Annotated in this window: 26 protein-coding genes and 1 pseudogene; 15 read left to right on the forward strand and 12 right to left on the reverse strand. The window is 58.9% G+C overall.

What is annotated here, in order from left to right:
• Positions 1 to 28 precede the first annotated feature (28 nt).
• The 7 genes from rbfA (at position 29) to AC6I8P_RS16475 (ending at position 7,374) form a co-directional block, all read left to right on the forward strand.
• Positions 29 to 436, forward strand: a complete 408-nt coding sequence (rbfA, locus tag AC6I8P_RS16445) for a 30S ribosome-binding factor RbfA (RefSeq protein WP_021507701.1) — start codon at positions 29 to 31, stop codon at positions 434 to 436.
• Entirely contained in the window at positions 436 to 1,380 is a 945-nt protein-coding gene (gene truB, locus AC6I8P_RS16450) for a tRNA pseudouridine(55) synthase TruB (protein ID WP_283342231.1), read from the forward strand. Before rbfA ends, truB begins: the two co-directional genes overlap by 1 nt.
• A 132-nt stretch (positions 1,381 to 1,512) precedes the next feature.
• Positions 1,513 to 1,782, forward strand: a complete 270-nt coding sequence (gene rpsO, locus AC6I8P_RS16455) for a 30S ribosomal protein S15 (RefSeq protein ID WP_010615981.1) — start codon at positions 1,513 to 1,515, stop codon at positions 1,780 to 1,782.
• 308 nt (positions 1,783 to 2,090) lie between these two features.
• On the forward strand, positions 2,091 to 4,223 hold the full coding sequence (gene pnp, locus AC6I8P_RS16460; protein ID WP_058770684.1) for a polyribonucleotide nucleotidyltransferase: 2,133 nt from the start codon (positions 2,091 to 2,093) through the stop codon (positions 4,221 to 4,223).
• A 192-nt stretch (positions 4,224 to 4,415) separates the two neighbouring features.
• The gene (gene nlpI / locus AC6I8P_RS16465; RefSeq protein ID WP_021507697.1) at positions 4,416 to 5,300 is read left to right on the forward strand and encodes a lipoprotein NlpI; all 885 of its coding nucleotides are present in this window, start codon (positions 4,416 to 4,418) and stop codon (positions 5,298 to 5,300) included.
• Between the two features lie 105 nt (positions 5,301 to 5,405).
• The gene (yrbN, locus tag AC6I8P_RS16470; RefSeq protein ID WP_098053093.1) at positions 5,406 to 5,462 is read left to right on the forward strand and encodes a protein YrbN; all 57 of its coding nucleotides are present in this window, start codon (positions 5,406 to 5,408) and stop codon (positions 5,460 to 5,462) included.
• A gap of 16 nt (positions 5,463 to 5,478) precedes the next feature.
• Positions 5,479 to 7,374, forward strand: coding sequence for a DEAD/DEAH family ATP-dependent RNA helicase (locus AC6I8P_RS16475; protein WP_058759574.1), 1,896 nt, complete (start codon positions 5,479 to 5,481; stop codon positions 7,372 to 7,374).
• A gap of 65 nt (positions 7,375 to 7,439) precedes the next feature.
• Here AC6I8P_RS16475 and AC6I8P_RS16480 read toward each other — a convergent pair whose 3' ends face one another.
• Positions 7,440 to 8,186, reverse strand: coding sequence for an SDR family NAD(P)-dependent oxidoreductase (locus AC6I8P_RS16480; protein ID WP_021507695.1), 747 nt, complete (start codon positions 8,184 to 8,186; stop codon positions 7,440 to 7,442).
• 181 nt (positions 8,187 to 8,367) lie between these two features.
• Between AC6I8P_RS16480 and AC6I8P_RS16485 the strand changes: the two genes are divergently transcribed.
• Complete coding sequence (locus tag AC6I8P_RS16485) at positions 8,368 to 9,282, forward strand: AraC family transcriptional regulator (protein WP_059009545.1); 915 nt, start codon at positions 8,368 to 8,370, stop codon at positions 9,280 to 9,282.
• 3 nt (positions 9,283 to 9,285) lie between these two features.
• Here the strand turns inward: AC6I8P_RS16485 and AC6I8P_RS16490 are convergent, their stop codons facing one another.
• The 3 genes from AC6I8P_RS16490 to ubiU form a co-directional block, all read right to left on the reverse strand.
• On the reverse strand, positions 9,286 to 10,296 hold the full coding sequence (locus tag AC6I8P_RS16490; protein ID WP_021507693.1) for a luciferase-like monooxygenase: 1,011 nt from the start codon (positions 10,294 to 10,296) through the stop codon (positions 9,286 to 9,288).
• 116 nt (positions 10,297 to 10,412) lie between these two features.
• On the reverse strand, positions 10,413 to 11,297 hold the full coding sequence (locus AC6I8P_RS16495) for a U32 family peptidase (RefSeq protein WP_498030785.1): 885 nt from the start codon (positions 11,295 to 11,297) through the stop codon (positions 10,413 to 10,415).
• Between the two features lie 9 nt (positions 11,298 to 11,306).
• The gene (gene ubiU, locus AC6I8P_RS16500; protein WP_021507691.1) at positions 11,307 to 12,302 is read right to left on the reverse strand and encodes a ubiquinone anaerobic biosynthesis protein UbiU; all 996 of its coding nucleotides are present in this window, start codon (positions 12,300 to 12,302) and stop codon (positions 11,307 to 11,309) included.
• Between the two features lie 205 nt (positions 12,303 to 12,507).
• Here ubiU and ubiT point away from each other — a divergent pair, with 205 nt between their 5' ends.
• A complete protein-coding gene (gene ubiT, locus AC6I8P_RS16505) occupies positions 12,508 to 13,032 on the forward strand; it encodes a ubiquinone anaerobic biosynthesis accessory factor UbiT (protein ID WP_058759570.1) in 525 nt (174 codons plus the stop codon).
• The gene (locus AC6I8P_RS16510; RefSeq protein ID WP_021507689.1) at positions 13,026 to 13,532 is read left to right on the forward strand and encodes a GNAT family N-acetyltransferase; all 507 of its coding nucleotides are present in this window, start codon (positions 13,026 to 13,028) and stop codon (positions 13,530 to 13,532) included. Before ubiT ends, AC6I8P_RS16510 begins: the two co-directional genes overlap by 7 nt.
• Here the strand turns inward: AC6I8P_RS16510 and AC6I8P_RS16515 are convergent.
• Positions 13,516 to 13,803, reverse strand: a complete 288-nt coding sequence (locus AC6I8P_RS16515) for a GIY-YIG nuclease family protein (protein ID WP_021507688.1) — start codon at positions 13,801 to 13,803, stop codon at positions 13,516 to 13,518. The two genes, AC6I8P_RS16510 and AC6I8P_RS16515, sit on opposite strands and share 17 nt — an antisense overlap.
• 77 nt (positions 13,804 to 13,880) lie before the next feature.
• On the opposite strand from AC6I8P_RS16515, the gene AC6I8P_RS16520 reads away from it, so the two are divergent.
• Positions 13,881 to 14,294 carry a YhbP family protein gene (locus tag AC6I8P_RS16520; protein ID WP_058759569.1) on the forward strand — a complete coding sequence of 138 codons (414 nt, stop codon included), beginning with the start codon at positions 13,881 to 13,883 and terminating at the stop codon, positions 14,292 to 14,294.
• Positions 14,295 to 14,328: 34 nt separating this feature from the next.
• On the opposite strand, the gene AC6I8P_RS16525 is transcribed toward AC6I8P_RS16520, so the two are convergent.
• Positions 14,329 to 14,850: a type 1 glutamine amidotransferase domain-containing protein gene (locus AC6I8P_RS16525; RefSeq protein WP_021507686.1), complete on the reverse strand. Its 522-nt coding sequence runs from the start codon at positions 14,848 to 14,850 to the stop codon at positions 14,329 to 14,331.
• Positions 14,851 to 15,087: 237 nt separating this feature from the next.
• Between AC6I8P_RS16525 and AC6I8P_RS16530 the strand changes: the two genes are divergently transcribed.
• Positions 15,088 to 16,122 carry a permease gene (locus AC6I8P_RS16530; RefSeq protein WP_058770680.1) on the forward strand — a complete coding sequence of 345 codons (1,035 nt, stop codon included), beginning with the start codon at positions 15,088 to 15,090 and terminating at the stop codon, positions 16,120 to 16,122.
• On the opposite strand, the pseudogene nrdG reads toward AC6I8P_RS16530, so the two are convergent.
• Positions 16,117 to 16,581: pseudogene (nrdG, locus tag AC6I8P_RS16535) on the reverse strand (anaerobic ribonucleoside-triphosphate reductase-activating protein); the annotation flags it as partial. The gene AC6I8P_RS16530 and the pseudogene nrdG overlap by 6 nt on opposite strands.
• Positions 16,578 to 18,716 carry an anaerobic ribonucleoside-triphosphate reductase gene (nrdD, locus tag AC6I8P_RS16540; RefSeq protein WP_498030786.1) on the reverse strand — a complete coding sequence of 713 codons (2,139 nt, stop codon included), beginning with the start codon at positions 18,714 to 18,716 and terminating at the stop codon, positions 16,578 to 16,580. The gene nrdD and the pseudogene nrdG, both read right to left, overlap by 4 nt.
• A 277-nt stretch (positions 18,717 to 18,993) precedes the next feature.
• On the opposite strand from nrdD, the gene AC6I8P_RS16545 reads away from it, so the two are divergent.
• Positions 18,994 to 21,378 (forward strand): beta-N-acetylhexosaminidase, encoded by a 2,385-nt coding sequence (locus tag AC6I8P_RS16545; protein WP_498030787.1) that lies wholly within the window; start codon positions 18,994 to 18,996, stop codon positions 21,376 to 21,378.
• A 112-nt stretch (positions 21,379 to 21,490) separates the two neighbouring features.
• Here the strand turns inward: AC6I8P_RS16545 and ridA are convergent, their stop codons facing one another.
• The 4 genes from ridA to argF all read right to left on the reverse strand — a co-directional run bounded on the left by ridA (position 21,491) and on the right by argF (position 24,616).
• Entirely contained in the window at positions 21,491 to 21,877 is a 387-nt protein-coding gene (gene ridA / locus AC6I8P_RS16550; protein WP_010615965.1) for a 2-iminobutanoate/2-iminopropanoate deaminase, read from the reverse strand.
• A 78-nt stretch (positions 21,878 to 21,955) separates the two neighbouring features.
• Positions 21,956 to 22,420: an aspartate carbamoyltransferase regulatory subunit gene (gene pyrI, locus AC6I8P_RS16555; RefSeq protein WP_010615964.1), complete on the reverse strand. Its 465-nt coding sequence runs from the start codon at positions 22,418 to 22,420 to the stop codon at positions 21,956 to 21,958.
• An 11-nt stretch (positions 22,421 to 22,431) separates the two neighbouring features.
• On the reverse strand, positions 22,432 to 23,367 hold the full coding sequence (gene pyrB / locus AC6I8P_RS16560; protein ID WP_058770675.1) for an aspartate carbamoyltransferase: 936 nt from the start codon (positions 23,365 to 23,367) through the stop codon (positions 22,432 to 22,434).
• Between the two features lie 241 nt (positions 23,368 to 23,608).
• Positions 23,609 to 24,616, reverse strand: coding sequence for an ornithine carbamoyltransferase (gene argF / locus AC6I8P_RS16565; RefSeq protein ID WP_150361192.1), 1,008 nt, complete (start codon positions 24,614 to 24,616; stop codon positions 23,609 to 23,611).
• A 162-nt stretch (positions 24,617 to 24,778) separates the two neighbouring features.
• On the opposite strand from argF, the gene rraB reads away from it, so the two are divergent.
• Positions 24,779 to 25,198: a ribonuclease E inhibitor RraB gene (gene rraB, locus AC6I8P_RS16570; protein WP_010615961.1), complete on the forward strand. Its 420-nt coding sequence runs from the start codon at positions 24,779 to 24,781 to the stop codon at positions 25,196 to 25,198.
• A 56-nt stretch (positions 25,199 to 25,254) separates the two neighbouring features.
• On the forward strand, positions 25,255 to 26,016 hold the full coding sequence (miaE, locus tag AC6I8P_RS16575) for a tRNA isopentenyl-2-thiomethyl-A-37 hydroxylase MiaE (RefSeq protein ID WP_031279729.1): 762 nt from the start codon (positions 25,255 to 25,257) through the stop codon (positions 26,014 to 26,016).
• Positions 26,017 to 26,123 lie beyond the last annotated feature (107 nt).

Consider the following 26,123-nt stretch of genomic DNA (forward strand, 5'->3'; position numbering starts at 1 on the left):
GCCTCCCGAATTATTTGGGAGAAATAGTATGGCGAAAGAGTTTGGTCGCCCACAGCGCGTGGCGCAGGAGTTGCAGAAAGAGATTGCGATCATCCTGCAGCGCGAAATCAAAGACCCGCGTCTGGGTATGATGGTCACCGTGTCTGGCGTTGAGGTGTCACGCGATCTGGCGTATGCCAAAGTGTTCGTGACCTTCCTGAACGACCAGGATGAAGAAGCGGTGAAAAACGGCCTCAAAGCGCTGAAAGAAGCGTCTGGCTACATCCGTATTCTGCTCGGTAAAGCGATGCGTCTGCGCATCGTGCCGGAGCTGACCTTCTTTTACGATAACTCGCTGATTGAAGGGATGCGCATGTCGAATCTGGTGTCTAACGTGATCAGAAACGATGCTGAGCGACGGGGTGAAAGCCCGGCGGAAGACGACAAGGAGGACTGATGAGTCGTCCTCGTCGCCGTGGTCGTGATGTCCACGGTGTTTTCCTGCTGGATAAACACCAGGGCGCATCCTCCAACGATGTGCTGCAAAAAGTAAAACGCCTGTTTAATGCTAACAAGGCGGGCCATACCGGCGCGCTCGATCCGCTGGCCACCGGTATGCTGCCGATTTGTCTCGGCGAAGCCACCAAGTTTTCCCGCTATCTGCTGGATTCGGACAAGCGTTACCGCGTGATTGCCCGTCTGGGCCAGCGCACCGATACCTCTGATGCGGACGGCAATATCGTCGAAACGCGGCCGGTGACCTTCAGCCAGGCTGAGCTGGATGCGGCGCTGGAGAGCTTTCGCGGCGAGACGCTGCAGGTGCCCACCATGTTCTCGGCGCTCAAGTATCAGGGCCGCAAGCTGTACGAATATGCGCGCGAAGGCATCACCGTGCCGCGTGAAGCGCGACCGATTACCGTGTTTGAACTGCAGTTTATTCGCTGGCAGGGCGACGAGCTGGAGCTGGAAATCCATGTTTCCAAAGGCACCTACATTCGCACCATCATTGACGATTTAGGTGAGAAGCTCGGCTGCGGCGCACACGTGATCATGCTGCGCCGTCTGCAGGTGGCTCGCTACCCGATTGCGCGCATGATGACGCTGGAACAGCTGCAGACGCTGGCGGCGCAGGTTAATGCGGCGGAAACGCCGGATTACGCACCGCTGGACGCGTTGCTGTTGCCGATGGACAGCCCGGCGGAAGATTTTCCAGCGGTCAATCTGCCCACGCCGGTCGCGGCCTGGTTCAAACAGGGCATGCCGGTCCAGGCGGAAAACGCGCCGGCCAGCGGGCTGGTGCGGGTGACCGAAGGCGATGAGCAGAAATTTATCGGCATGGCGGAAATCGCCGACGATGGTCGCGTGGCACCGCGTCGTCTGGTAGTAGAGTTTGCCGACTGACCGCATATTACCGCTGGGCGTTACAGCGCATTTGCGTTGCTACCGGGCGAAGAGTAGAATAGCGCGGCTTTAAAAGCGGGCTGCTGAATTAGAGATCGGCACCCATACATTCATTTTTTACTGGAGTTTATTATGTCTCTAAGCGTAGAAGCTAAAGCAGAGATCGTTGCTAAATACGGTCGTGGCGCTAACGACAGCGGTTCAACTGAAGTTCAGGTTGCTCTGCTGACTGCTCAGATTAACCACCTGCAGGGTCACTTCTCTGAGCACAAGAAAGACCACCACAGCCGTCGCGGTCTGCTGCGCATGGTATCCCAGCGTCGTAAGCTGCTGGACTACCTGAAGCGTAAAGACGTTGCACGTTACACCAGCCTGATCGAAAGCCTGGGTCTGCGTCGCTAAGTCTGAAGAATCTGATCAACGATGTAGCGCATGCAGTATGCAAAAAACCGCATCTGGCGATCAGATTTGTGCGAGTTTCGCGAAAAGGGGGCCTTTATGGCCCCTTTTTTCGAGCAATCGGCAGCAATCCGGACCAAACTCATGTATTGTTGCTGAGAGTGATCTTTGCTTGCAGAGGTTCGCGCGGCTAATGAGAGGCTTTACCGCAGGGGCGGTTAAGGGTTGTCATTAGTCGCGAGGATGCAACTAAAGATCGGTAATCCCCGGCGGGCCGAGCAGGCTTTGCCACGAATTTAAGGACTTAAATTTTGCTGAACCCGATCGTACGCAAATTCCAATATGGTCAGCATACCGTCACGCTGGAAACCGGCATGATGGCGCGCCAGGCCACCGCAGCAGTAATGGTAAGCATGGACGACACCGCGGTATTCGTTACCGTCGTGGGCCAGAAAAAAGCCAAAGCCGGTCAGGACTTCTTCCCTCTGACAGTGAACTATCAGGAGCGTACTTACGCTGCTGGCCGTATTCCGGGCAGCTTCTTCCGTCGTGAAGGCCGTCCAAGCGAAGGCGAAACCCTGATTGCGCGTCTGATTGACCGCCCGGTGCGTCCGCTGTTCCCGGAAGGTTTTGTTAACGAAGTACAGGTTATCGCGACTGTGGTATCCGTGAACCCGCAGGTTAACCCGGACATCGTTGCGATGATCGGTGCTTCTGCTGCGCTGTCACTGTCTGGCATTCCGTTCAACGGCCCAATCGGTGCGGCACGCGTCGGTTACATCAACGATCAGTACGTGCTGAACCCAACCGCGGATGAGATCAAACAGTCTCGTCTGGATCTGGTGGTTGCCGGTACGCAGAATGCAGTGCTGATGGTGGAATCTGAAGCGGACATCCTGACCGAAGACCAGATGCTGGGTGCTGTGGTGTTCGGCCACGACCAGCAGCAGGTTGTGATTGAAAACATCAATGCGCTGGTGGCCGAAGCCGGCAAACCACGCTGGGACTGGCAGCCAGAGCCGGCGAACGATGCGCTGATCGCACGCGTTGCCGCCCTGGCCGAAGCGCGCATCAGCGATGCGTACCGCATCACTGACAAGCAGGAGCGCTATGCGCAGGTTGGCGTCATCAAAGACGAAACCATCGCCGCACTGCTGGCTGAAGACGAAACGCTGGATGATGCCGAAATCGGTGACATCGTACACAGCCTGGAAAAGAACGTGGTGCGTACCCGTATCCTGAACGGCGAACCGCGTATCGATGGCCGCGAAAAAGATATGATCCGTGGTCTGGACGTGCGCACTGGCGTACTGCCGCGTACCCACGGTTCTGCGCTGTTTACCCGTGGTGAAACGCAGGCGCTGGTCGCTGCCACCCTCGGTACCGCGCGTGACGCACAGAATCTCGATGAGCTGATGGGCGAGCGTACTGACAGCTTCCTGTTCCACTACAACTTCCCTCCGTACTCCGTGGGCGAAACCGGTATGGTTGGCTCACCGAAGCGTCGTGAAATTGGTCACGGCCGTCTGGCGAAGCGTGGCGTGCTGGCAGTGATGCCTAAACAGGATGCGTTCCCGTACACCGTGCGCGTCGTGTCTGAAATCACCGAATCGAACGGTTCTTCTTCTATGGCTTCCGTGTGCGGTGCATCGCTGGCACTGATGGACGCTGGCGTACCGATCAAAGCGGCCGTTGCCGGTATCGCGATGGGTCTGGTGAAAGAAGACGAGAAGTTCGTGGTGCTGTCTGACATCCTCGGCGACGAAGATCACCTCGGCGATATGGACTTCAAAGTAGCCGGTAGCCGTGAAGGTATCACCGCGCTGCAGATGGACATCAAAATTGAAGGTATCACCCGCGAAATCATGCAGGTGGCACTGAACCAGGCCAAGGGTGCGCGTCTGCACATTCTGAGCGTGATGGAACAGGCGATCAGCACGCCGCGTCAGGAGATCTCCGAGTTCGCGCCGCGCATCTACACCATCAAGATCAACTCAGACAAGATCAAAGACGTCATCGGTAAAGGCGGTTCGGTTATCCGTGCGCTGACCGAAGAGACCGGCACCACCATCGAAATCGAAGATGATGGCACTGTGAAGATCGCAGCGACCGACGGCCTGAAAGCCAAAGAAGCGATTCGTCGCATCGAAGAGATCACCGCTGAGATCGAAGTGGGCCGTATCTACGCCGGTAAAGTGACCCGTATCGTTGATTTCGGTGCCTTCGTGGCGATCGGCGGCGGTAAAGAAGGTCTGGTACACATTTCTCAGATCGCCGACAAGCGCGTAGAGAAAGTGACCGATTACCTGCAGATGGGTCAGGAAGTGCCAGTTAAAGTGATGGAAGTGGATCGTCAGGGCCGCGTTCGTCTCAGCATCAAAGAAGCGACAGAGCAGAAGCCAGCAGAAGAAACCGCTGCGGTGACGACGCCTGACGCCGAGTAAGCGTTTTTCCTGATCAGCCGCTCCCTGCCTGCTGGCGGGGAGCGGTGTTTGTATACCCGGAATGCGTGGCGCGCTGGTCAGCGTGTCAGTGCAGCTGAAGCAGGACGGGTATCATCGCGAGGGCGGGAACCCTTGTGCATAGCAGGCGGATGACAGGATGGTTATCCCAATGTTTGTATTCGGGAGTGGGAAATGAAGCCTTTTTTGCGCTGGTGTTTTGTTGCGACAGCTATCACGCTGGCAGGATGCAGCAACTCCAATTGGCGTAAGAACGAAGTTCTGGCAGTACCTTTGCAGCCCACACTGCAGCAAGAGGTTATTCTGGCGCGAATGGAACAAATTCTTGCCAGTCGGGCCCTGACCGATGATGAACGCGCACAGCTGTTATATGAGCGCGGAGTGTTGTATGATAGTTTGGGTCTGAGGGCACTAGCGCGGAACGATTTCTCGCAAGCGCTGTCTATCAGACCGGATATGCCGGAAGTGTTTAACTATCTCGGCATTTACTTAACGCAGGCAGGCAATTTTGATGCTGCCTATGAAGCGTTTGATTCTGTACTTGAGCTTGATCCAACTTACAACTATGCGCATTTAAACCGTGGTATCGCCCTCTATTACGGCGGTCGATACAAGTTAGCGCAAGATGATCTGCTGGCGTTTTATCAAGACGATCCTAACGATCCGTTCCGCAGCCTGTGGCTCTACCTCGTTGAACGCGAGATGGATGCCGACAAGGCAAAAGTGACGCTACAACAGCGTTACGACAAGGCGGCTAAGGACCAATGGGGATGGAATATTGTCGAGTTCTACCTGGGCGACATCAGTGAAAAAACATTGATGGAACGTCTCAAGGCGGACGCAACGGATAACACCTCGCTCGCTGAACATCTCAGTGAAACCAACTTCTATTTAGGTAAGTACTACCTAAGTCTGGGGGAGAAGGACGACGCGAAAGCGTTGTTCAAACTGGCGGTGGCCAACAACGTCAATAACTTTGTTGAACACCGATACGCATTGTTGGAACTGGCGCAACTCGGCCAGACACAAGACGATTTATCAGAATCTGACCAGCAATAGCTGACGAACTTTTATTGCCTGATTTACCCGTAAAGTCATCGCCTGAACAGGTGAGGGCTTTTCTGTTCGTCAAAACTTCTAATTTGAGCCGGTTCACACTTTTTGATGAAAATGACTGAAAGTTTTCACGACGAGTTATGTAGACTGGCCGCCGCAATCTAAGAGGCACGTGTACTACATGACTGATATTCAAACCACTTTTGCTGATCTGGGCCTGAACGCCGACATCCTCGAATCACTGAACGGTATGGGCTACGTTAAGCCATCGCCAATCCAGGCTGAGTGTATTCCTCACCTGCTGGCGGGCCGTGATGTGCTGGGTATGGCGCAGACCGGTAGTGGTAAAACAGCAGCGTTCTCGCTGCCGCTGCTGAACAACGTTGATCCTTCTGTCCGCGCACCGCAAATCCTGGTGCTGGCGCCGACCCGCGAACTGGCGGTTCAGGTGGCTGAAGCGATGACAGAATTCTCTAAACACATGCGCGGTATTAACGTCGTGGCCCTGTATGGTGGCCAGCGTTATGACGTGCAGCTGCGCGCACTGCGCCAGGGTCCACAGATCGTGGTTGGTACTCCGGGCCGTCTGCTGGATCACCTGAAACGCGGTACCCTGGACCTGTCCAGCCTGCGTGGTCTGGTACTGGACGAAGCCGATGAAATGCTGCGTATGGGCTTCATCGAAGACGTTGAAACCATTATGGCGCAGATCCCGGAAGGTCATCAGACCGCACTGTTCTCTGCAACCATGCCGGAAGCGATTCGCCGTATCACTAAGCGTTTCATGAAGGATCCGCAGGAAGTGCGCATCCAGTCCAGCATCACTACTCGCCCGGACATTTCTCAGTCTTACTGGACCGCTTACGGCCGTAAGTCTGACGCGCTGGTGCGCTTCCTCGAAGCGGAAGACTTCGATGCTGCCATCATCTTCGTGCGCACCAAAAATGCCACGCTGGAAGTCGCAGAAACGCTGGAGCGTAACGGCTACAACAGCGCCGCGCTGAACGGTGACATGAACCAGGCGCTGCGTGAGCAGACGCTGGAGCGCCTGAAAGACGGTCGTCTGGATATCCTGATCGCGACTGACGTTGCGGCCCGTGGTCTGGACGTTGAGCGTATCAGCCTGGTGGTTAACTACGACATCCCGATGGATGCCGAATCGTATGTGCACCGTATCGGCCGTACCGGTCGTGCGGGTCGTGCTGGCCGTGCGCTGCTGTTCGTTGAGAACCGCGAGCGTCGTCTGCTGCGCAACATCGAACGCACCATGAAGCTGACTATTCCGGAAGTTGAGCTGCCTAACGCCGAGCTGCTGAGTCAGCGTCGTCTGGCGCAGTTCGCTGCGAAAGTTCAGCAGCAGCTGGAAAGCAGCGATCTGGATCAGTACCGTGCGCTGCTGGCAAAAATGCAGCCAGAAGAAGAGCTGGATATGGAAACGCTGGCCGCTGCACTGCTGAAAATGGCGCAGGGCGAACGTCCACTGATTCTGCCACCGGATGCACCACGTCCACAGCGTCGTGAATTCCGCGATCGCGATGAGCGTGGCGGCGACCGTCCACGTCGTGACAGCCGTGACAGCCGCGAAGGTGGCGATCGTCCACGTCGCGAACGTCGTGACGTTGGCGAAATGCAGCTGTACCGCATTGAAGTGGGCCGTGATGACGGTGTTGAAGTGCGTCATATCGTGGGCGCGATTGCTAACGAAGGCGACATCAGCAGCCGTTACATCGGTAACATCAAGCTGTTTGGTACTCACTCCACTATCGAGCTGCCAAAAGGCATGCCGGGTGAAGTCCTGCAGCACTTCACGCGTACGCGTATTCTCAACAAGCCGATGAATATGCAGCTGCTGGGCGATGCGCAGCCACACGAGCGCACCGAGCGTCGTAGCGGCGGTCGTGACTTCGGTGGTGAGCGTCGTGGTAACCGCGAGGGTGGCAACCGTGAAGGTGGCGCACCGCGTCGTTTCTCTGAGCGTCGCGAAGGCGGTCGTGAAGGCGGACGTTTCAGCCGTGAAGGTGGCCGTGGCCCACGTCGTGACGAAGGCGCAGCTGCACCACGTCGCCGTGATGCATAAGCGTTAATCGCTTAAAAATAAAAAGGACGCGCAAGCGTCCTTTTTTTATGTCTGTAACGCGGGCTTTACACGCCGCCGGCAATCAGCACCCGCTCACCGGTAACATAAGCCGACTCTTCCGACGCCAGAAATAGCGCCACCTGCGCCACATCCTCCGGCAGGCCAAAGCGTCCCAGCGGCGTGGCCGCGATCAGCTGCGCTTTAAATTCCGCATTCATTTTTTTCGCTGCCAGCAGCCCTTCGGTCAGAATGATCCCCGGCGCCAGCGCGTTGACGCGAATGTTGCGCGGGCCCAGCTCACGTGCCAGCCCCTGCGTTAGGGTATCGATCGCGCCTTTGGTCGCTGACCACAGTACCGAGCCGGGCAGGCTGCGCTGGCTGTTTAGCGCGCTGAGGTTGATGATGCAGCCGCCGCGCGCCGGAAAATGCTGCGCCGCCTGCTGGCACACCAGCAGTGTACCGAGCAGATTCACGTTGAGCTGCTGCTGCATGTCGCTGACGCTGAGGCTGGCGAAGTCACCATGGTGAAACATGCCGGCGTTGTTGACCACGATGTCTGGCGCGCCAAACTGCGCAATACTGCTGGCGAACAGGCGCTGCACGTCAGCTTCACGGGATATATCGGCCTGTACGGCGATGGCGTCGCTTCCCAGCGCGCAGATATCGGTCACCACATCCGCCGCGCCCGCTTCATCCTGACGATAATTCACCACCACCCGGGCGCCGGCCGCGGCGAAAGTCATGGCGATGGCGGCGCCAATGCCTTTCGACGCGCCCGTCACCAGCGCAATTTTGCCTTCAAGTGCTTGCATTGTGTCTCTCCACCTGAGATTTCGGGTGAGTAAAGCATGCGCTGTTGCCGCTTTGTGCGGTAGCGCAATCCTGCAAGCTTTTTGCACGATCCTGCAAATCTGTGGCGCAGGGACTAGGCGCAACCGCATCGGCAGGTAAGAATGGGGATTCAGTGATTTTTCATCGCGGAGTGCATAACGCATGATTCATCAGGAACAGTGGCAGCAGCTGGTGGCGATGATTGCCCGTCACGCGCAGCAGGATGGGCGCACCGCCAGCGCGATTGATTTTCTCTCTTTTGGCCGCAGCTCGCACCCCTCCAGCCTGGCGCATATTGCCAGCTGGGCGGGTTTTGCGCTGATGGCCCAGGGCCAGAAAGCACTGCGCATGGGCGATGATGTGATGCATTACGGGCCGGGCGATCTGCTGCTGGTCACCATGGACATGCCGGTGCAGTCCTGCGTGGTGCTGGCGACACCAGAGAAACCCTGTCTTGGCGTCGGCATCACCATCAACGAAGCGCGCCTGCTGCGCTATCTGGAGCATTTCCCGCCGCAGCAGATTGGCAGCGCCGCCCCCGAACGTAGCATTACCGTACACAAAGTCGCGCCGCCGCTGGTGGATGCGGTGATGCGGCTGGTGGCGCTGCTGGATCAGCCACAGGATATCGCCGCGCTGGCACCGCTGATTGAGCAGGAGATTTTCTATCGCCTGCTGACCGGGCCGGAAGGGCCGCGCATTCTGAATATGGCGCTGACCGAGCGCCCGGGCAACAAAGTGGCGCGCGCGGCGCGCTGGCTGCGCGAAAACTTTCATCAACCGCTGAAGGTGGATCAGCTGGCCAGCAGCGTTGGCATGAGCATTTCATCGCTGCATCATCACTTTAAAGCGGTTACGGCGATGACGCCGATGCAGTATCAGAAGCAGCTGCGGCTCAACGAAGCGCGCCGGCTGATGATGATTGAGAAGCTGGATGCCGGGACGGCAGGCTATCGGGTGGGCTATCAGAGTGCGTCGCAGTTCAGCCGGGAGTACAGCCGTTTTTATGGCCAGTCACCGGCGCGCGATGTGCGCAAGATGGCGGTGGGGCCGGAAGGACTCTCCCCACCGCAGTAAGGCTTACAGCGTGCGTGCGGCTTCCATCGCCAGCGCGAACGAACGCAGGCGCGCCTGCGGATCGTAAATCTGGCCGTTGACCATGATCTCATCCGCCTGGGTTTCGCGCAGCAGCGCGGCAAGGCCGTGGCGCACTTTATCTTTATCGCCCACCACCGACATGCTCAGCGCCTGCTGCACGCCATACTGTTCGGATGGCGACCACAGGTTATCCATGTTCTCCACCGGCGCCGGCAGCGGGCCGGGCTTGCCGCGGCGCAGATTAATGAACTGCTGCTGCATCGAGGTGAACAGGAAGCGCGCATCACGATCGCTGTCTGCCGCCACCACGTTGACACACACCATAGCGTAAGGTTTTGCCAGGCGCGCAGAGGGCTGGAATTTTTCGCGATACAGGTGCAGCGCCTGCAACAGCAGGTCTGGCGCGAAGTGCGAAGCAAAGGCAAACGGCAGACCAAGCTGCGCCGCCAGCTGCGCGCTATACAGGCTGGAACCCAGCAGCCACACCGGAATTTTCAGCCCGAGGCCAGGCACCGGCTGCACCGGCGGATGTTCGCCCTCTTCGGCATCAAACCAGCGGATCAGATCGGCCACATCTTCCGGGAAGCTGTCGGCCTGGGCGCTCGAAAGATGACGGCGCAGCGCCAGCATGGTGCGCTGATCGGAGCCGGGCGCGCGGCCCAGTCCGAGATCGATACGGCCAGGGTAGAGGGATTCCAGGGTGCCAAACTGTTCGGCAATCACCAGCGGTGCGTGGTTGGGCAGCATGATCCCGCCGGAGCCGAGGCGCAGCGTTTCGGTGTTAGCGGCGAGATAGCCAATCAGCACCGACGTTGCGGCGCTGGCGATGCCGGTCATGTTGTGGTGTTCGGCCAGCCAGTAGCGATGAAAGCCAAGGGCTTCAGCCTGACGCGCCAGCGCCAGCGAATTATGGAAGGCATCACGCGCAGACGAGCCTTGCGGAATGGGGGCCAGATCCAGCACGGACAGGCGAACAGTTTTCTTCTCAGACATGGGTACTCCAGCAAAGGATGGCGCAGGTGATAAGTAAACCTGCACCAGTCAGTATTACGCATCATTACCCATATTAAAACTGCTAATAACGGCAGGAATATAGCCGGAATGTGCCTTTAACCGCCGCTATCCAGCGCCATTCCGGCCAGGCGGCGCCAGTAACCGTTGCTGTCGCTGCCGCGCGCCATCATCAGCGGTGCTTCACCCGCTTCGTTAGCGCGGAAGCGATCAACCTGTGCCAGCGTGCTCTCATCCTGCGGCGACAGGCGCACAATATCGATCCAGCCATGCATACCGGCGAGATCGTTGCCAAGGTTGTAACAGTAGCCGCTCATGGTCTGAATGCCGTTCAGGACAAATACCTGCTGGCCCTCCTGCGACAGCACGCGGCGCCCGGAGGGATAATCAATACAGCAGGTCTGGCAATCATCTTTGGCGCGGTTTTCAGACCGCGCGGTAAAGCAGCGCGCCGACAGCGCCAGCGGCAGATGGCCATAGCCGAGCACTTCAACCTCAAACCGATCGCGCAGGCCAGCGTCATGGCACTGCTGCAACAGCTGAATCAGCCAGTCGCGTGACATCTCCACCGGCATGCACCAGCGCGTCATGCCCTCCTGCAGCAGCAGCTGGAGTGTCTGCGCGTTATAGACATTCAGGGTGGGACCGGCGACAAACGGCAGTTTGCGCTCTGCCGCCATGTTCACGGTGCCGATATCGTTGGCTTCCAGTAAGAACTCACCGTTTTCAACATAGCGGCGCAGCTCTTTGACTTCCGAAGGGGACTGCAGCAGCGCCAGCGTGCTCAGCACCACCTGTTTGCCGCTGGCCGCCAGCGTGCGGCCCATCTCCATCCACTGACTGAACGCAGTGGCGCGGCGTTTGCTGCACACCGCTTCGCCGAGGTAGACAATCTCTGCGCTGCTCTCTGCGGCGCGCTGGTAAAACTGCTCCAGCGTGGCGGCTGGCCAGTACCACAGCACCGGGCCGATGGCGTATTTCATACGGTCTCCTTATTGCCAGTCGCGGTGATAGGCGCCAAGCGTGGTCTGGCTGCCTTCAGAAAGCTCACCGAGCGCGCGCATCCACGGATCCTGCACTGTGAACTGTTGCGGATCGGCCATACAGCGATCAATCGCCTGACGCCACACTTTAGCCACCTGCGCCACATAGGCCGGGCTGCGCTGGCGTCCCTCAATTTTCACCGAGGCGATATTGGCGCGCAGCAGTTCTGGCAGCAGCGCCAGGGTATTGAGGCTGGTGGGCTCCTCCAGCACGTGATAGCGCTGGTTATCCACCTCGTAGCGCCCTTTACACAGCGTCGGATAGCCCGCGCTCTCATCGGCGGCGTAACGGTCAATCAGCACTTCGTTCAGGCGCGACTCCATGCCCTGTGCCGTCTGCTGCCAGCGCACAAATTTGGCCGGTGAACAGGCACCCGCGCTGTTCGGCGACTCGCCGGTCAGCCACGACGAGAGATAGCAGCGGCCTTCGGCCATGATGCACAGGCTGCCAAAGGCGAACACCTCGAGCGGCACCGGCGTTTCGCGCGCCAGCTGCTTCACCTGGTGCATCGACAGCACGCGCGGCAGCACCACGCGGCTCAGCGCAAAGTGGCGGTGATAAAACTGAATGGCCTGCAGATTGGTGGCGGATGCCTGCACTGACAGGTGACGTTCAACCTGCGGATAGCGGCTGGCGGCGTACTCCAGCGTGGCGATATCGGCCAGAATCAGCGCATCGGCACCGTTCTGTGCGGCGACGTCAATGGCGCTTTGCCAGCGGTTAAGGCCGTCAGGATGGGCGAAGGTGTTGATCGCCACGTGCAGTTTACGCCGGTGCTGATGCAGGAAGCGCGCGGCTTCTGCCAGTTTCTTATCGGTAAAATTGAGACCAGCAAAGTGGCGGGCGTTGGTGTCATCTTTCAGGCCGACGTACACCGCGTCAGCGCCGTGCTCCACCGCCGATTTCAGCGCAGGTAAATTCCCCGCCGGACACAGCAGTTCCATACAATTTCCTCCCCCGGATTCTGAACGCCGTTGAGTGTAAGGAAGCGCAGGTGCTGCAATGTTGATTTAAGGCAGTGAAAGCGGGATTGCCAGGGCGGAATGGAGAATTTTCGCACAGACGCGGGGCGATTTCCTTGATCCCGGTTGAGGCGAAAGCCGTCGGATGTGGCAATATAGATAAAATTTTCTCAAGGGAGTGCAGCGCATGTTCGCACGCTTACGCGGCCTGTTAATTGAAAAAGGGCCGGAATTCCTCGCTTTACCGGTGTCGCTAACACCATTCGCCGTGAAAAAAACGGTTTTGCAACAACTCCTAAACTGGCAATTTCGTCATGCTTTGGCTGAAGGTGAGTTAGACTTTCTGCAAGGGCGCTATCTCGGCATTGAGATCGCGGACGTCAATCTGCGCTGGATCACCACGCTGCAGGACGGGCGCCTGACCGTTTCGCGCGACGCCGAAGCAGATGTCTGGTTTCGTGGCGAAGCCAACGATCTGCTGCTGGTAGCAGCACGCAAAGCCGACCCCGATATGTTGTTCTTTCAGCGCCGTCTGGTGATTGAGGGCGACACGGAGCTGGGACTGGAGGTGAAGAATCTGATGGATGCCATAGAACTGGACGCCATGCCCACGCCATTGCGCACGGGGTTGCTGCAGCTGGCTGCTTTTGTTGAGGCAGGAATGACACAGGACGCGAAGGCCGCTGAGGCGCGCGCGGGGATCTCATGTTGATTCGTACTGAAATTGGTGTGGACGCGGCAGGCATCGACAGCCTGTTAAAGCGCAGTTTTGCCACCGCAGCCGAAGCGGAACTGGTACAGCAGCTGCGTGAAGACGGTTTACTCACGCTGGGCGTGGTGGCCACCGATGACGAAGGCCAGGTGCTGGGTTATGCCGCCTTCAGTCCGGTGACGTTGCAGGGCGAGGATCGTAACTGGGTGGCGCTGGCGCCGCTGGCGGTTGATGCCTCGGTGCGCAGTCAGGGCATTGCTAAACAGCTGGTGTATGAAGGGCTCGATTCGCTCAATGAGTTCAGCTACAGCGCCGTGGTGGTGCTGGGCGATCCGCAGTTCTACAATCCGCTCGGCTTTGAACCGGCGGCGCGTCACGGCCTGCACTGCCGCTGGCCCGGCAGCGAAGCGGCGTTTCAGGTGTATAAACTGGCGGACGATGCGTTCGATGGGGCAGAAGGGCTGATCGCCTTCTCGGCACCTTTCAATCGTATCGACTAAACCACGCCGTTAAGCAGGCCGGCTGCTGGGCAACCAGCAGCAGTTTCTGCGCCCGGCTCAGCTGTTTTACCTGATACTCCAGCCGGGAAGCCGCCGCGCGATCGCCGGCCGCGCAGTGAAACACCAGCGTCAGCGGACCTTTGCCGCGCAGCGCACGGGCACCGCGCCCCTGCTGGTGCTGCTGCAGGCGACGGTTGACGTCAGTGGTGATGCCGGTATAAAGCATCCCGGCGGCGGTTTGCAGCATATACAGCTGCCAGCCCTGTTCCATTTACAAACCTCGTTCATGTGCTGGCGGGCAGTGTAACGCGCCTGCGGCCGCATCGCTATCAACGCACGGAGTTGCTCTTGTCTGACCATTCTCATCTGATTCGCTATCTGAAAAAACAGCACGTGCTGTCGCTGTGTGCCAGCGACGGCGATGCGCTATGGTGCGCCAACTGTTTCTACGTATTCGATGAAGCGCGCATGGCGTTCTGGCTGATGACCGAAGCCGATACGCGTCACGGCGCGCTGATGGCGCGTCATCCACGCGTTGCCGGCACGGTGAACGGCCAGCCGAAAACGGTGCTGCTGATTAAAGGCGTGCAGTATCGCGGGCGTATACAACTGACCGATGAGGCGCAGGCGCTGAAGGCCTATCAGTCGCGCTTTCCGGTGGCAAAAAAAGTCACCGCGCCGCTGTGGGAAATTACGCTGGATGAGTTGAAAATGACCGATAACGCGCTGGGGTTTGGCAAAAAGATTGTCTGGCAGCGTTAGCCCGGCACGCGCGCAGGCGCACCGGGCGACCGCCTTACGCTGCGTTCAGAATGCGCAGGGATTCGCGGTTAAACGCGGGCAGGTCTTCAGGCGTGCGGCTGGTAACCAGCTTGTCATCATCAACCACCACCTCTTTATCGTAAAAGTCCGCGCCGGCATTACGCAGATCGATGGCGATAGCTTTCACGCAGGTCATTTTGCGACCGCGCACGCCGTTCGCGCTGATCAGCAGCTGCGGACCGTGACAGATGGCGAAAATCGGTTTGCCGCTGGCAACAAACTCTTTGGTGAAGGTGACAAAGCGATCGTCACCGCGCAGCGCGTCAGGCGAATGACCACCGGGCAGCAGCAGCGCGTCGAATTCGGCCGGGCTGACATGGTCAATATCCTTGTCGATTTTGACTTCGGCTTTGCCCTGTTTTCCCTTCACGGTTTTGCCCGCCTGCATCTCAATGGTGACCACTTCATGGCCCGCTTTGGTGAAGGCCTCGGCCGGTGAGGTAAACTCTGAGTCTTCAAATTCATCGGTAATCAGAACCGCTATTTTCTTGCTCATCTTTCTCCTCCTTGCTGGTCACGCACCTGCTGTGCGTGACACGTTTCAACAGACAAGTCTGGACCCTGAGCGCGGAAACGCAAGCCAGCCGGCACAGGCGGGATTGGTTAAATTCCGGAGACAGATCAAGTTTAAGCGTGACGACGCTGGCACACAGTCATAACCTGAATAACACTGTGGGATCTGCGTCGCGCCCTCCGCGCGGCATACGTTATTCAGTTGAATACGGAACCGGTTATGACCCAATTCGCCTCACCTGCACCAGCGGCCCGCTTCGCCTGGTGGAAACCGCTGCTGTTCCTCGCCGTGGTGCTTATCGGCCTGTGGTACGTAAAATGGCAGCCTTACTATGGCAAAGCCTTCACGGCCGCAGAAACCCATTCCATCGGCCGCTCGATCCTTGCCAATGCCGCAGATTCGCCGTGGCGCGCCGCGCTGGATTACGCCATGGTCTATTTTCTCGCGGTGTGGAAAGCCGCGGTGCTCGGTGTGGTGCTGGGCTCGCTGGTGCAGGTGCTGATTCCGCGCCGCTGGCTGCTGCGCCTGATGGGCAGCAACCGGCTGGGGGCCACGCTGGTCGGCACCGGTTTTGGCCTGCCGGGCATGATGTGCAGCTGCTGTGCCGCGCCGGTGACCGTCGGCCTGCGCCAGGCGCAGGTTTCAAGCGGCGCGGCGATGGCGTTCTGGCTGGCGAATCCGCTGCTCAATCCGGCAACGCTGGTGTTTATGGGCTTTGTGCTCGGCTGGCAGTTTGCCGCCATTCGGCTGGTGGCGGGTGGGGTGATGGTGCTGGGGATTGCCATGCTGGTGCAGCGCAGCGTGCCGGAAACCGCCGTTGCCGCGCCGCTGTTGCCGCAAGAAAGCCATGAACGGTTTGTGACGCGCTGGCTGCGCGTGATGTGGCGGCTGTTCTGTAACACCATTCCGCTCTACATCGTGGCGGTGCTGCTGCTCGGCGCCGCGCGCGTCTGGCTGTTTCCGCACGCGGACGGCGCGGTAGGGAATACGCTGTTCTGGGTAATGCTGATGGCCATCGCCGGCTGCCTGTTTGTGATCCCGACCGCCGCCGAGATCCCCATCGTGCAAACCATGATGCTGGCGGGCATGGGCGTCGCACCGGCGCTGGCGCTGCTGGTGACGCTGCCCGCGGTCAGCGTGCCGTCGCTACTGATGCTGCATCGCGCGTTCCCGCCGCGCGCGTTGTGGATCGCCTTCTGCGGCGTGGCCGTCAGCGGCATGCTGCTCGGCATCCTCGCACTGTGGCTGGCGTAAATACCAGATAGTCTGATTGCGGCTGCCGCGCCACAGCAGCCGCGCATCTTTTTCCGCTTCGATGAAACGTCCATCAATCAGCACGTCGATTTCCGCAATCACTTCACGCTGCGCCGCCGTCAGTTCCGCCAGGGTGTAGCCGGTCCACAGCCAGATATCTTTATCTGGACAGTCGCGCCGCACGCGTTTCACCAGCCGGCGAATATGCGGCACATTGTGCGGATGCAGCGGATCGCCGCCGCTCAGCGACAGCCCCTGACGTGGAATGCGTTGATCCTGCAGATCGGCGATCAGCTGCTCCTCCATGGCCAGCGTAAACGGCACGCCGGAGTCAGGCCGCCAGGTGCTCTGGTTGTAGCAGCCGCGACACTGATGTTCGCAGCCCGCGACAAACAGCGTGCAGCGCGTGCCGGGACCATTCACGATATCCACATCGTAGTAGCGATGAATGTGCATCATCCCAGCTGTCCGGTATCAAGGTGTTTGACGCGGCGCTGCACCTCTTCCTGCTTGCCAGCGTTGAACGGCCGCGCATCCGGGCTGCCAAGATAGCCGCAGACGCGGCGCGTGACCGAAACGCGCGCCGGATCGTGATTGCCGCAGCTCGGACAGGTAAAGCCTTTGCTGGTACAGCTGAACTCGCCGCTGAAGCCGCACTCGTAGCACTCATCGATCGGCGTGTTGGTGCCGTAGTAGGGCACGCGGTCGTAGCTGTAATCCCACACATCTTCCAGCGCCCGCAGGTTGTGCTGAATGTTGGGGTATTCGCCGTAACAGATGAAGCCGCCGTTAGCGATGGCCGGGTAGGGCGCTTCAAAGTCGATTTTGTCGTACGGATTGACCTTTTTCTCTACGTCGAGATGGAAGCTGTTGGTGTAATAGCCCTTGTCGGTCACGCCCGGCACTACGCCAAATTCGGCGGCATCAAGGCGACAGAAGCGATCGCACAGGTTTTCACTGGGCGTACTGTACAGGCTAAAGCCGTAGCCGGTTTCCGCTTTCCACGCATCCACCGCCTGGCGCAGATGCGTCACAATCGCCACGCCGGTTGCGCGCAGGTGCGCGGCATCATACGGATGCACGGCGTTGCCGCTTAGCGCGTTGAGTGTTTCATGCAGACCGATATAGCCCAGCGAGATCGAGGCGCGGCCGTTGCGGAAGATCTTGCCCACCTCATCGTCCGCATTGAGCCGCACGCCGCAGGCACCTTCCATATAAAGAATCGGTGCGACGCGCGCTTTGGTTTTTTCCAGCCGGGCAATGCGGGTCATCAGCGCCCGCTTCGCCAGCGCCAGGCGCGCATCCAGCAGCGTCCAGAAGCGGGCTTCGTCTCCCTGGGCTTCTAACGCAATGCGCGGCAGGTTGAGGCTGATTACGCCGATGTTGTTGCGGCCCTCATGAATCTGCTCGCCATTTTCCTCGTAAACGCCGAGGAAGCTGCGGCAGCCCATCGGCGTTTTGAACGAGCCGGTGACTTCCACCACTTTGTCGTAGTTGAGAATATCCGGATACATGCGCTTGCTGGCACACTCCAGCGCCAGCTGTTTGATGTCGTAATTGATGTCGCTGGCGCGGCGATTGACGCCTTCGCGAATGGCAAACACCAGCTTAGGAAACACCGCGGTTTTATGGTTTTTGCCCAGCCCGGCAATGCGGTTGCGCAGAATCGATTGCTGAATCAGGCGCGCCGCCCAGTCGGTGCCGAGGCCAAAGCCAAAAGTGACGAACGGCGTCTGGCCGTTGGCGGTGTGCAGCGTATTGACTTCGTACTCCAGCGACTGAAACGCGTCGTAGCACTCTTTTTCAGTGCGCGCGCGCGCGTAAGCTTCCACATCAGCAATCTGCCATTCGCGGGCAATCTGGCGATGTTTTTCAAGGCTGAGGGTGACAAACGGCGCCAGCACTTCGTCAATGCGGTTTATGGTGGTGCCGCCGTAAATATGGCTGGCGACCTGCGCAATGATCTGCGCCGTCACCGCGGTGGCGGTGGCGATGGATTTTGGCGGTTCAATCTCGGCGTTACCCATTTTGAAGCCGTGCGTCAGCATGCTGTGCAGATCGATCAGCATGCAGTTAAACATCGGGAAGAAGGGAGAGTAGTCGAGGTCGTGATAGTGGATTTCCCCACGCTCGTGCGCCAGCACCACATCGCGCGGCAGCAACTGCTGCTGGGCATAATGTTTGGCCACGATGCCGGCCAGCAGGTCGCGCTGCGTCGGGATCACTTTGCTGTCTTTGTTGGCGTTTTCGTTGAGCAGTGCCGCGTTGGTCTGTTCCACCAGGCCGCGAATGGCATGGTGCAGCTTGCCGCGCTGCTCGCGCGCCAGATCGCGGTCGTGACGGTATTCAATATAGGCGCGTGCCAGCTGCGGCCAGCGTCCGCTCATCAGCGCCTCTTCCACGGCACACTGGATGTCGCGAATATCGACTTCAACCTGCGTTGCCAGCTGCGCGCTGACCTGCTGAGCGACCGTCGTGCACCAGGCCAGGTCGTCAACCTGGGCAGCCTGCGCGGCGGCCCGCACTGCAGCTTCAATGCGCCGGGCATCAAACGGCACCCTGCAGCCGTCACGCTTAATCACTACCGTTGCCATCTTCCCTTCTCCGCTGAAAACTACATGTAGATAATTTTAAGGAGTGTAATCGCAACATGTGGTGTTTCAGAGGGAATTAATCGCACTGTTTTTGACCTGTCGCAAAGAAGCGCGGCCAGCGCCTGAAAGCCGTGCAGTGGTCAACAGCCGCTACACTGAAAAGTTTTAAGCCGCACAAACTTCAGCCGGTTGCAACTTGCTTTGCGTTGCGAAACAGGTTTAATGAGCGTTTTGCGCCATTTCCGGCCCATCGTTTTGCCTTACAAGGATGCCCACCATGCTTCTGCCCCGTACGCTGCTGGCCGTTTTGTGTTCCCTGACGTTTTCCACGCAGGCCGCACCGGCAGGCGATCTGCCGCTGATGCCGTGGCCACAGCAGGTGACGCAGCCCGCAGGCGGTGGCGCGTTTACCCTGACGCCGCAATTTTCGCTGCACATCACCGGCGATCACCTGGAAGGGGCCGAAGCGCGCTGGCGCGCCCGCATTGCGCGGCAAACCGGCTGGGCGCTGCTGCCCGCCAGCCCGGCCAGCGATCGTCCCGCCATTCAGGTCCGGATTGCCGATGCGGTCGATCCGCTACCGCAACCGGACAGCGACGAAAGCTACCATCTGGAGGTCAGCAGCAGTGGCGTACTGCTGCAGGCACCTACCCGTTTTGGCGCGATGCGCGGCATGGAAACCCTGCTGCAGCTGATCGCCAACACCGCCAGCGGCACGCAAATTCCCTTTGTCACCATTGACGATCGGCCGCGCTTCCCGTGGCGCGGCGTGCTGGTCGATCCGGTGCGCCATTTCCTGCCGCTGGAAACCCTCAAGCGGCAGATTGATGGTATCGCCGCGGCGCGCATGAACGTGTTCCACTGGCACCTGACCGACGATCAGGGCTGGCGCTTTGCTTCCAGTCACTATCCGCAGCTGCAGCAGCAGGCCAGTGATGGCCTGTTCTACAGCCAGCAGCAAATGCGCGAGCTGGTGCACTATGCCACCCAGCGCGGCGTGCGCGTGGTGCCGGAAATCGATCTGCCTGGCCATGCTTCCGCCCTGGCCGTAGCGATGCCGGAGCTGATGAGCGCGCCGGGTCCATATGCCATGGAGCGCGGCTGGGGGGTATTTAAACCCTTGCTCGATCCCAGCAATGAAGCGGTGTTTCGCTTTATCGACACGTTGATCGGCGAAGTCGCGGCGATCTTTCCCGATCCCTACATTCACATCGGCGGGGATGAAGTCGATCCCAGTCAGTGGAACGCCTCACCGAAGATTCAGCAGTTTATGCGCGACCACGGCCTGCAGGACGCCCATGCGCTGCAGGCGTGGTTCAACCAGCGGGTTGAGAAGATTCTCGCCGCGCATCAGCGGCGCATGCTTGGCTGGGATGAGGTGTACCATCCCGACCTGCCGAAAAGTATTGTGATTCAGTCATGGCAGGGGCAGGACGCGCTGAGCGAAGTAGTAAAGCAGGGGTATCGCGGCATTCTTTCCACCGGTTTTTATCTCGACCAGCCGCAGAGCGCCGCGTATCACTATCGCAATGATCCCTGGCCGCAGGGGCTGAACGGCATCGATCAACTGCGCGCCGACGATCAGGCGCAAAGCTGGCAGTTCACTATGCCGCGTCTGAAAGGCAGCGCGGTGCAGGGCAGTTTCACCCTGATTGAGGGCAAAAACGGCTGGCGCGGTTTTATCGATTTCAGCGGCAAGGCGCGACGCCAGGTCAGCGACATTCGCTGGCTATCACCGACGCAGCTGACCTTCAGCGTCGACAGCTGGATGGGGCCGTTTCAGCCGGTGGTGACGCTGACGCGTGACAGCCTGACCGGCTACGTGCTGGTGGGCAACGTGCGCTATCCGACCACAGGTAGCAGGCTGGCGCAGATACCGGCCGGTATTGCTCCGGTACTGCCCACGCCCGCTCAGCTGCAGCATGATTTGCTGGGCGGTGAAGCGGCGCTGTGGGCGGAGAACGTGAATAGCCGGGTGATTGATACGCGGCTGTGGCCGCGCGCCTTTGTGGTGGCGGAGCGGCTGTGGTCGGCGCAGGATGTGACCGACAGCGAGAATATGTACCAGCGGCTCAGCGCGATTGATCGCTGGGGGACGGTGTCGGTCGGCCTGCAGCAGCATCAGCAGGCCGAGGTGCAGATGATGCGGCTGGCCAACAGCAGCGATATCACTCCGCTGCGCGTGCTAGCGGAAGTGCTGGAACCGGCGCAGTATTACACCCGCCAGCACCTGAAGTTTCAGGCCGGGCATTATGACTATTTCGAGCCGCTGAACCGGCTGGCGGACGTGCTGCCGGCCGAGAGCGAGCCGGTGCGGCTGCTGGATAAACAGGTGGATGCGCTGATTGCTAATCGCGGCGATCATGCTGCCGCCAGCGCCCTGCGCCATCAGCTGCAGCGCTGGCAGCGCAACAGCGATGCGGTGATGCCGCTGGTGCTGGGCAACTATCAGCTGAAAGCGCTGCAACCGCAGGTGCGTCAGGTCGCTGAGCTGAGCCGAATGGGGCTGGATCTGGTGAATGCGCTGGAGCGTAACCAGGCCTACGGCGCAGGCGAGGTGGCGCAGATGCACGCCCAGCTGGATGCGGCGGCGCAGGTGCAGGATGAAACGGTGCTGGCGCTGGTGCGACCGCTGGAGAAACTGCTGCGATCGTCGAGATAGGGAAGTTCGGAAGTCACGAACTATGCAGGGTCGTCATTGATGACGACCTGGCGATCTCGCCAGGTGCGCACGGATACGCCCCCTGCATGCTGTGTGATTGATGACAGCTAAATCAGCGACGTACCGCGATGGCTTCGATCTCAATCTTCACGTCTTTCGGCAGACGCGCCACTTCCACGCAGGAGCGCGCCGGGAAGCTGGCCTGATGCTCGGTGAAAAACGCTTCATAGGTGGCGTTGACCGTGGCGAAATCGTTCAGGTCTTTGACGAACACGGTGGTCTTCACAATGTCGCCCACCTGCAGGCCAGCGGCCAGCACAATCGCCTTCACATTCTCTAGCGACTGACGCGCCTGCGCGGCGATGTCGTCCGGAACCGCACCGGTGGCCGGATCGACCGGGATCTGGCCGGAGGTGATGATCATGCTGCCGAGATCCACGCCCTGGACGTACGGGCCAATCGCTGCCGGGGCTTTTTCAGTACTGATTTCGCGAGACATTGTTTCTCCTTAGGCATGCGCGGCGAACCCTTGCCCGCCGCGAAAATGTTCGCCCCATTATAGGGAGGAAACGGGCGATTACCAGTGACCGAGCACCACGTGGCGCGCGAACTCTTTCTCGCAGTATTTACACTTCAGGTGCACATCGTCGTCACGCTGTTTCACCGCAAAGCTGGAGAACACCGGCTCGCTGCGGCTGATGCAGTTGCCGTTGGGGCAGGTCAGCACGCGCTCGATGCGTTCCGGCAGCGTCGGTGCGATCTTCGCCACCACTTCATACTCATCAATGCGATTCACCGTGGCGTGCGGCGCGTACACCGCCAGCTGATTGATCTGATCATCGGTCAGAAAAGTATTTTCGATTTTGATCAGATCTTTACGTCCCATCTCGCCCGACGGCAGATTAAGGCCGATAGTGATGCGCTGATCGGTTTCGGTGAGGCGGAACAGTGACAGTAGCTTAAAGCCGACCTGCGCCGGAATATGGTCGATCACCGTGCCGCGTTTGATGGCTTCAACCTGCAGTTTGTTATCGTGGGTCATCGTTCTGCTCCTTACAGTGCCAGTTCGCTATTCAGTACCAGCGCCAGCAGGGCCTGGCGGGCATAGATGCCGTTGCCGGCCTGCTGGAAATACCAGGCGTGCGGCGTGCTGTCGACATCGGTGGTGATCTCATCAATGCGCGGCAGCGGATGCAGTACCTTCATGTTATCGCGCGCACCGGCCAGATCGGCCGCCCGCAGGATGAACTGCGCTTTCACGTTGGCATACTCTGAGGGATCGAGACGCTCTTTCTGTACGCGCGTCATGTAGAGAATATCCAGCTCCGGCATCACTTCTTCGATGCTGTCGTGGCGCGACCAGGCAATGTTCTGTTCATCCAGCATATCGGTGATGTAGGACGGCATCGCCAGTGCATCCGGTGCGATGAAGTAGAAGCGGTTGCCGCTGAACTTCGCCAGCGCCTGGGTCAGCGAATGCACGGTGCGGCCATATTTCAGGTCGCCGACCATCGCCACGTTGAGGTTATCGAGGCGGCTCTGGGTTTCCCGGATGGTGAACAGATCGAGCAGCGTCTGCGTCGGGTGCTGGTTGGCGCCGTCGCCGGCGTTAAGGATCGGCACGCCGCCCGAAAACTCCGTGGCCAGCCGCGCTGCCCCTTCCTGCGGATGACGCATCACGATGGCATCCACATAGGTGCCAATCACCGAGATGGTATCGGCCAGGGTTTCCCCTTTTTTGCCCAGCGAGGTGTTGCTGCCGTCGGCAAATCCCACCACCGACGCGCCCAGCCGGTGCATCGCGGTTTCAAACGACAGGCGGGTGCGCGTTGAGGCCTCAAAGAAGCAGCTGGCGATAACGTTGTGTTTCAGCAGCTCCGGCTGCGGATGGGCTTTCAGCTGGGCGGCGGTATGCAGCACCAGCTCCAGCTCATCGCGGTTGAGGTCGTTGATGGAAATAATGTGCTTGCGATATAGCGGGTTGGCCATAGCTCTCTCCTCTGCGCTGCCGGATTGCGGACAAAAAAAAGCCCCTTTACAGGGGCTTTCTGGCGATCGATGAATGACGGAAAGAAACAGGTGCGCCGCCTGCATTCAGGCGTACGGGAGCGGCAAATTGTGCGCTGCGCTGTTGCATGTTTCCTCCGGCAAATTGTGGCGCATTATACGCATTCACTGAGCCGCATCAAGCAGAAATCACGCGCGAGGTAAACGTTTGCGCCGTGCAGGCTTAGCGCTGACTCAGCGTCGCCACCATCACTGCTTTGATGGTGTGCATGCGGTTTTCCGCCTGGTCAAACACCACGCTATGGTCGGATTCAAACACCTCGTTGCTCACTTCCATGCCGTCGTGCAGGCCATACTGTTCCGCCATCTGGCGTCCGAGCGTGGTCTGGTCATCATGAAACGCCGGCAGGCAGTGCAGGAACTTCACCTGCGGATTGCCGGTCAGCGCCAGCATCGCGCTGTTCACCTGATAGGGACGCAGCAGGGCGATGCGCTCTTCCCACACCGATTTCGCTTCACCCATCGATACCCAGACGTCGGTATAGATGAAATCAGCACCCTGCACGCCTTCGGCAATCTCTTCTGTCAGGGTGATTTTGCCGCCGGTGTGCTGCGCTGCCGCGCGGCACTGCGCCACCAGCTCCTCTTCTGGCCAGCAGCCTTTCGGCGCCACCAGCCGCAGATCCAGCCCCACCAGCGCTGCTGCTTCCAGCATACTGTTGCCCATGTTGTTGCGCGCATCGCCGACGTACACCAGCGTCATCTCGTTCAGCGCTTTGCCCGGCAGATGCTCCTGCATGGTCAGCAGGTCAGCCAGCAGCTGCGTCGGATGGAACTCGGTGGTCAGGCCGTTCCACACCGGCACGCCGGCATATTCGGCCAGCGTCTCTACCAGCGCCTGACCGTAGCCGCGATACTGAATGCCGTCATACATGCGTCCCAGTACGCGCGCGGTGTCTTTCATCGACTCTTTATGGCCGATCTGGCTGCCGCTCGGGCCGAGATAGGTGACGTTAGCGCCCTGATCGTAGGCGGCAACTTCGAAAGAGCATCGGGTACGGGTCGAGTCTTTTTCGAAGATGAGCGCGATGTTTTTGCCTTTCAGGTACTGGGTTTCGCTGGCGTTTTTCTTTGCCTGTTTTAATTCACTGGCGAGTGATAACAGACCGGTGATTTCGGCTGGGGTGAAGTCCAGCAATCTCAGGAAATGTCTCGAATACAGCTGACTCATACTGCGCTCCGCATTACATCAATAATGAATTAAAATTCAATCTAACCGTATGAATATGCATTTTCAACCCCAGCGCTAAGAAACTTTCTGTTTTGTGTAGTGGCGCGCGAGGCAGTGTGGGAAAATAATTGCATTCACTGCCACTATTTTGAGGACACGCCCATGGCATACGAAGCATTGCTGGAAGAACAGCGCGAAGAGACGCGCCTGATCATTGAAGAGTTGCTGGAAGACGGCAGCGATCCGGATGCGCTTTACACCATCGAGCATCATCTCTCCTGCAACAACTTCGACTCGCTGGAGAAAGCCGCGGTTGACGCTTTCAAGCTGGGCTATGAAGTCACCGAGCCGGAAGAGCTGGAGCTGGAAGACGGTAGCACCGTGATGTGCGTCGACATCCTGAGCGAATCGGCGCTGAAGCCGGAACTGATTGACGCGCAGGTCGAGCAGCTGGTGAATCTGGTCGGGAAATACAACGTCGATTACGACGGCTGGGGCACTTACTTTGAAGATCCGGATGCCGAAGATGAAGACGATGGCGAAGAGATCGACGACGAAGACGATGACGGTGTGCGTCACTAAGCCCTGACGGGCGGCACATGCCGCCCGGTAATTTTCCTGCCAGCAAAGAACCTCTGATGAATTACGCTTCGCTATTAGACCCCATTCACCAGTTTTTACAGTGCCGCACGCCGCAGGCGTGGATTGATGAAGCGCGCAAGCCGGAAAATCTCACGCTGCTGCTTACCGATCACATGGTATGCGAGTTGAAAGCGGCGCAGACCGCAGTGTGGCTGATCCGCAAATACGTCGCGGATAAACCCAGTGGTGACGCGATCCTGGCGTGGCTGCAGCCGTACGAAGATTTTATTTTCGGTGAGAATCACGACAGCGATTTTATCAATGCCCACAAGAATCTCAGCAAAAGCATTATTGTGCGTAATGAACTGCCGTGGGCTGATGAGATGGTGGAAAAGATGGTGCTGCTGATCAAAGAGGAGCTGCACCACTTTTATCAGGTGTGGGAAATCATGCAGGCGCGCGGTTTGCCCTATCGCAAGATCACCGCCAGCCGCTACGCCAAAGGGCTGCTGCGTGAAGTGACCACCCATGAACCGGATACGCTGGTGGATAAACTGATTTGCGGGGCGTATATCGAAGCGCGTTCCTGCGAGCGCTTCGCCAGCCTGGCGCCGTACCTGGATGCGCAGCTGGAGAAGTTTTACATCTCACTGCTGCGTTCCGAAGCGCGCCACTATCAGGATTACCTGACGCTGGCGGCACAGATTTCACCGAAGGATATCGCACCGCGCGTGCGGGCGATTGGGGCAGCGGAAGCGCGCTTGATCAGCGAACCGGACACTGAGCTGCGCTTTCACAGCGGCGTGCCGGCGTTTTGATTTGGTGCGCGCGGCGAAACTTCCTGACCCAGCCTTCAGGCGTTGTCTTACTACCCTCTTTAGCTTCGCATACCTTCTGTGTAAAGACGCAGGGGGTAGTAATTAAG

The organism is gamma proteobacterium symbiont of Lampromicra miyakona (genome assembly GCF_059730895.1).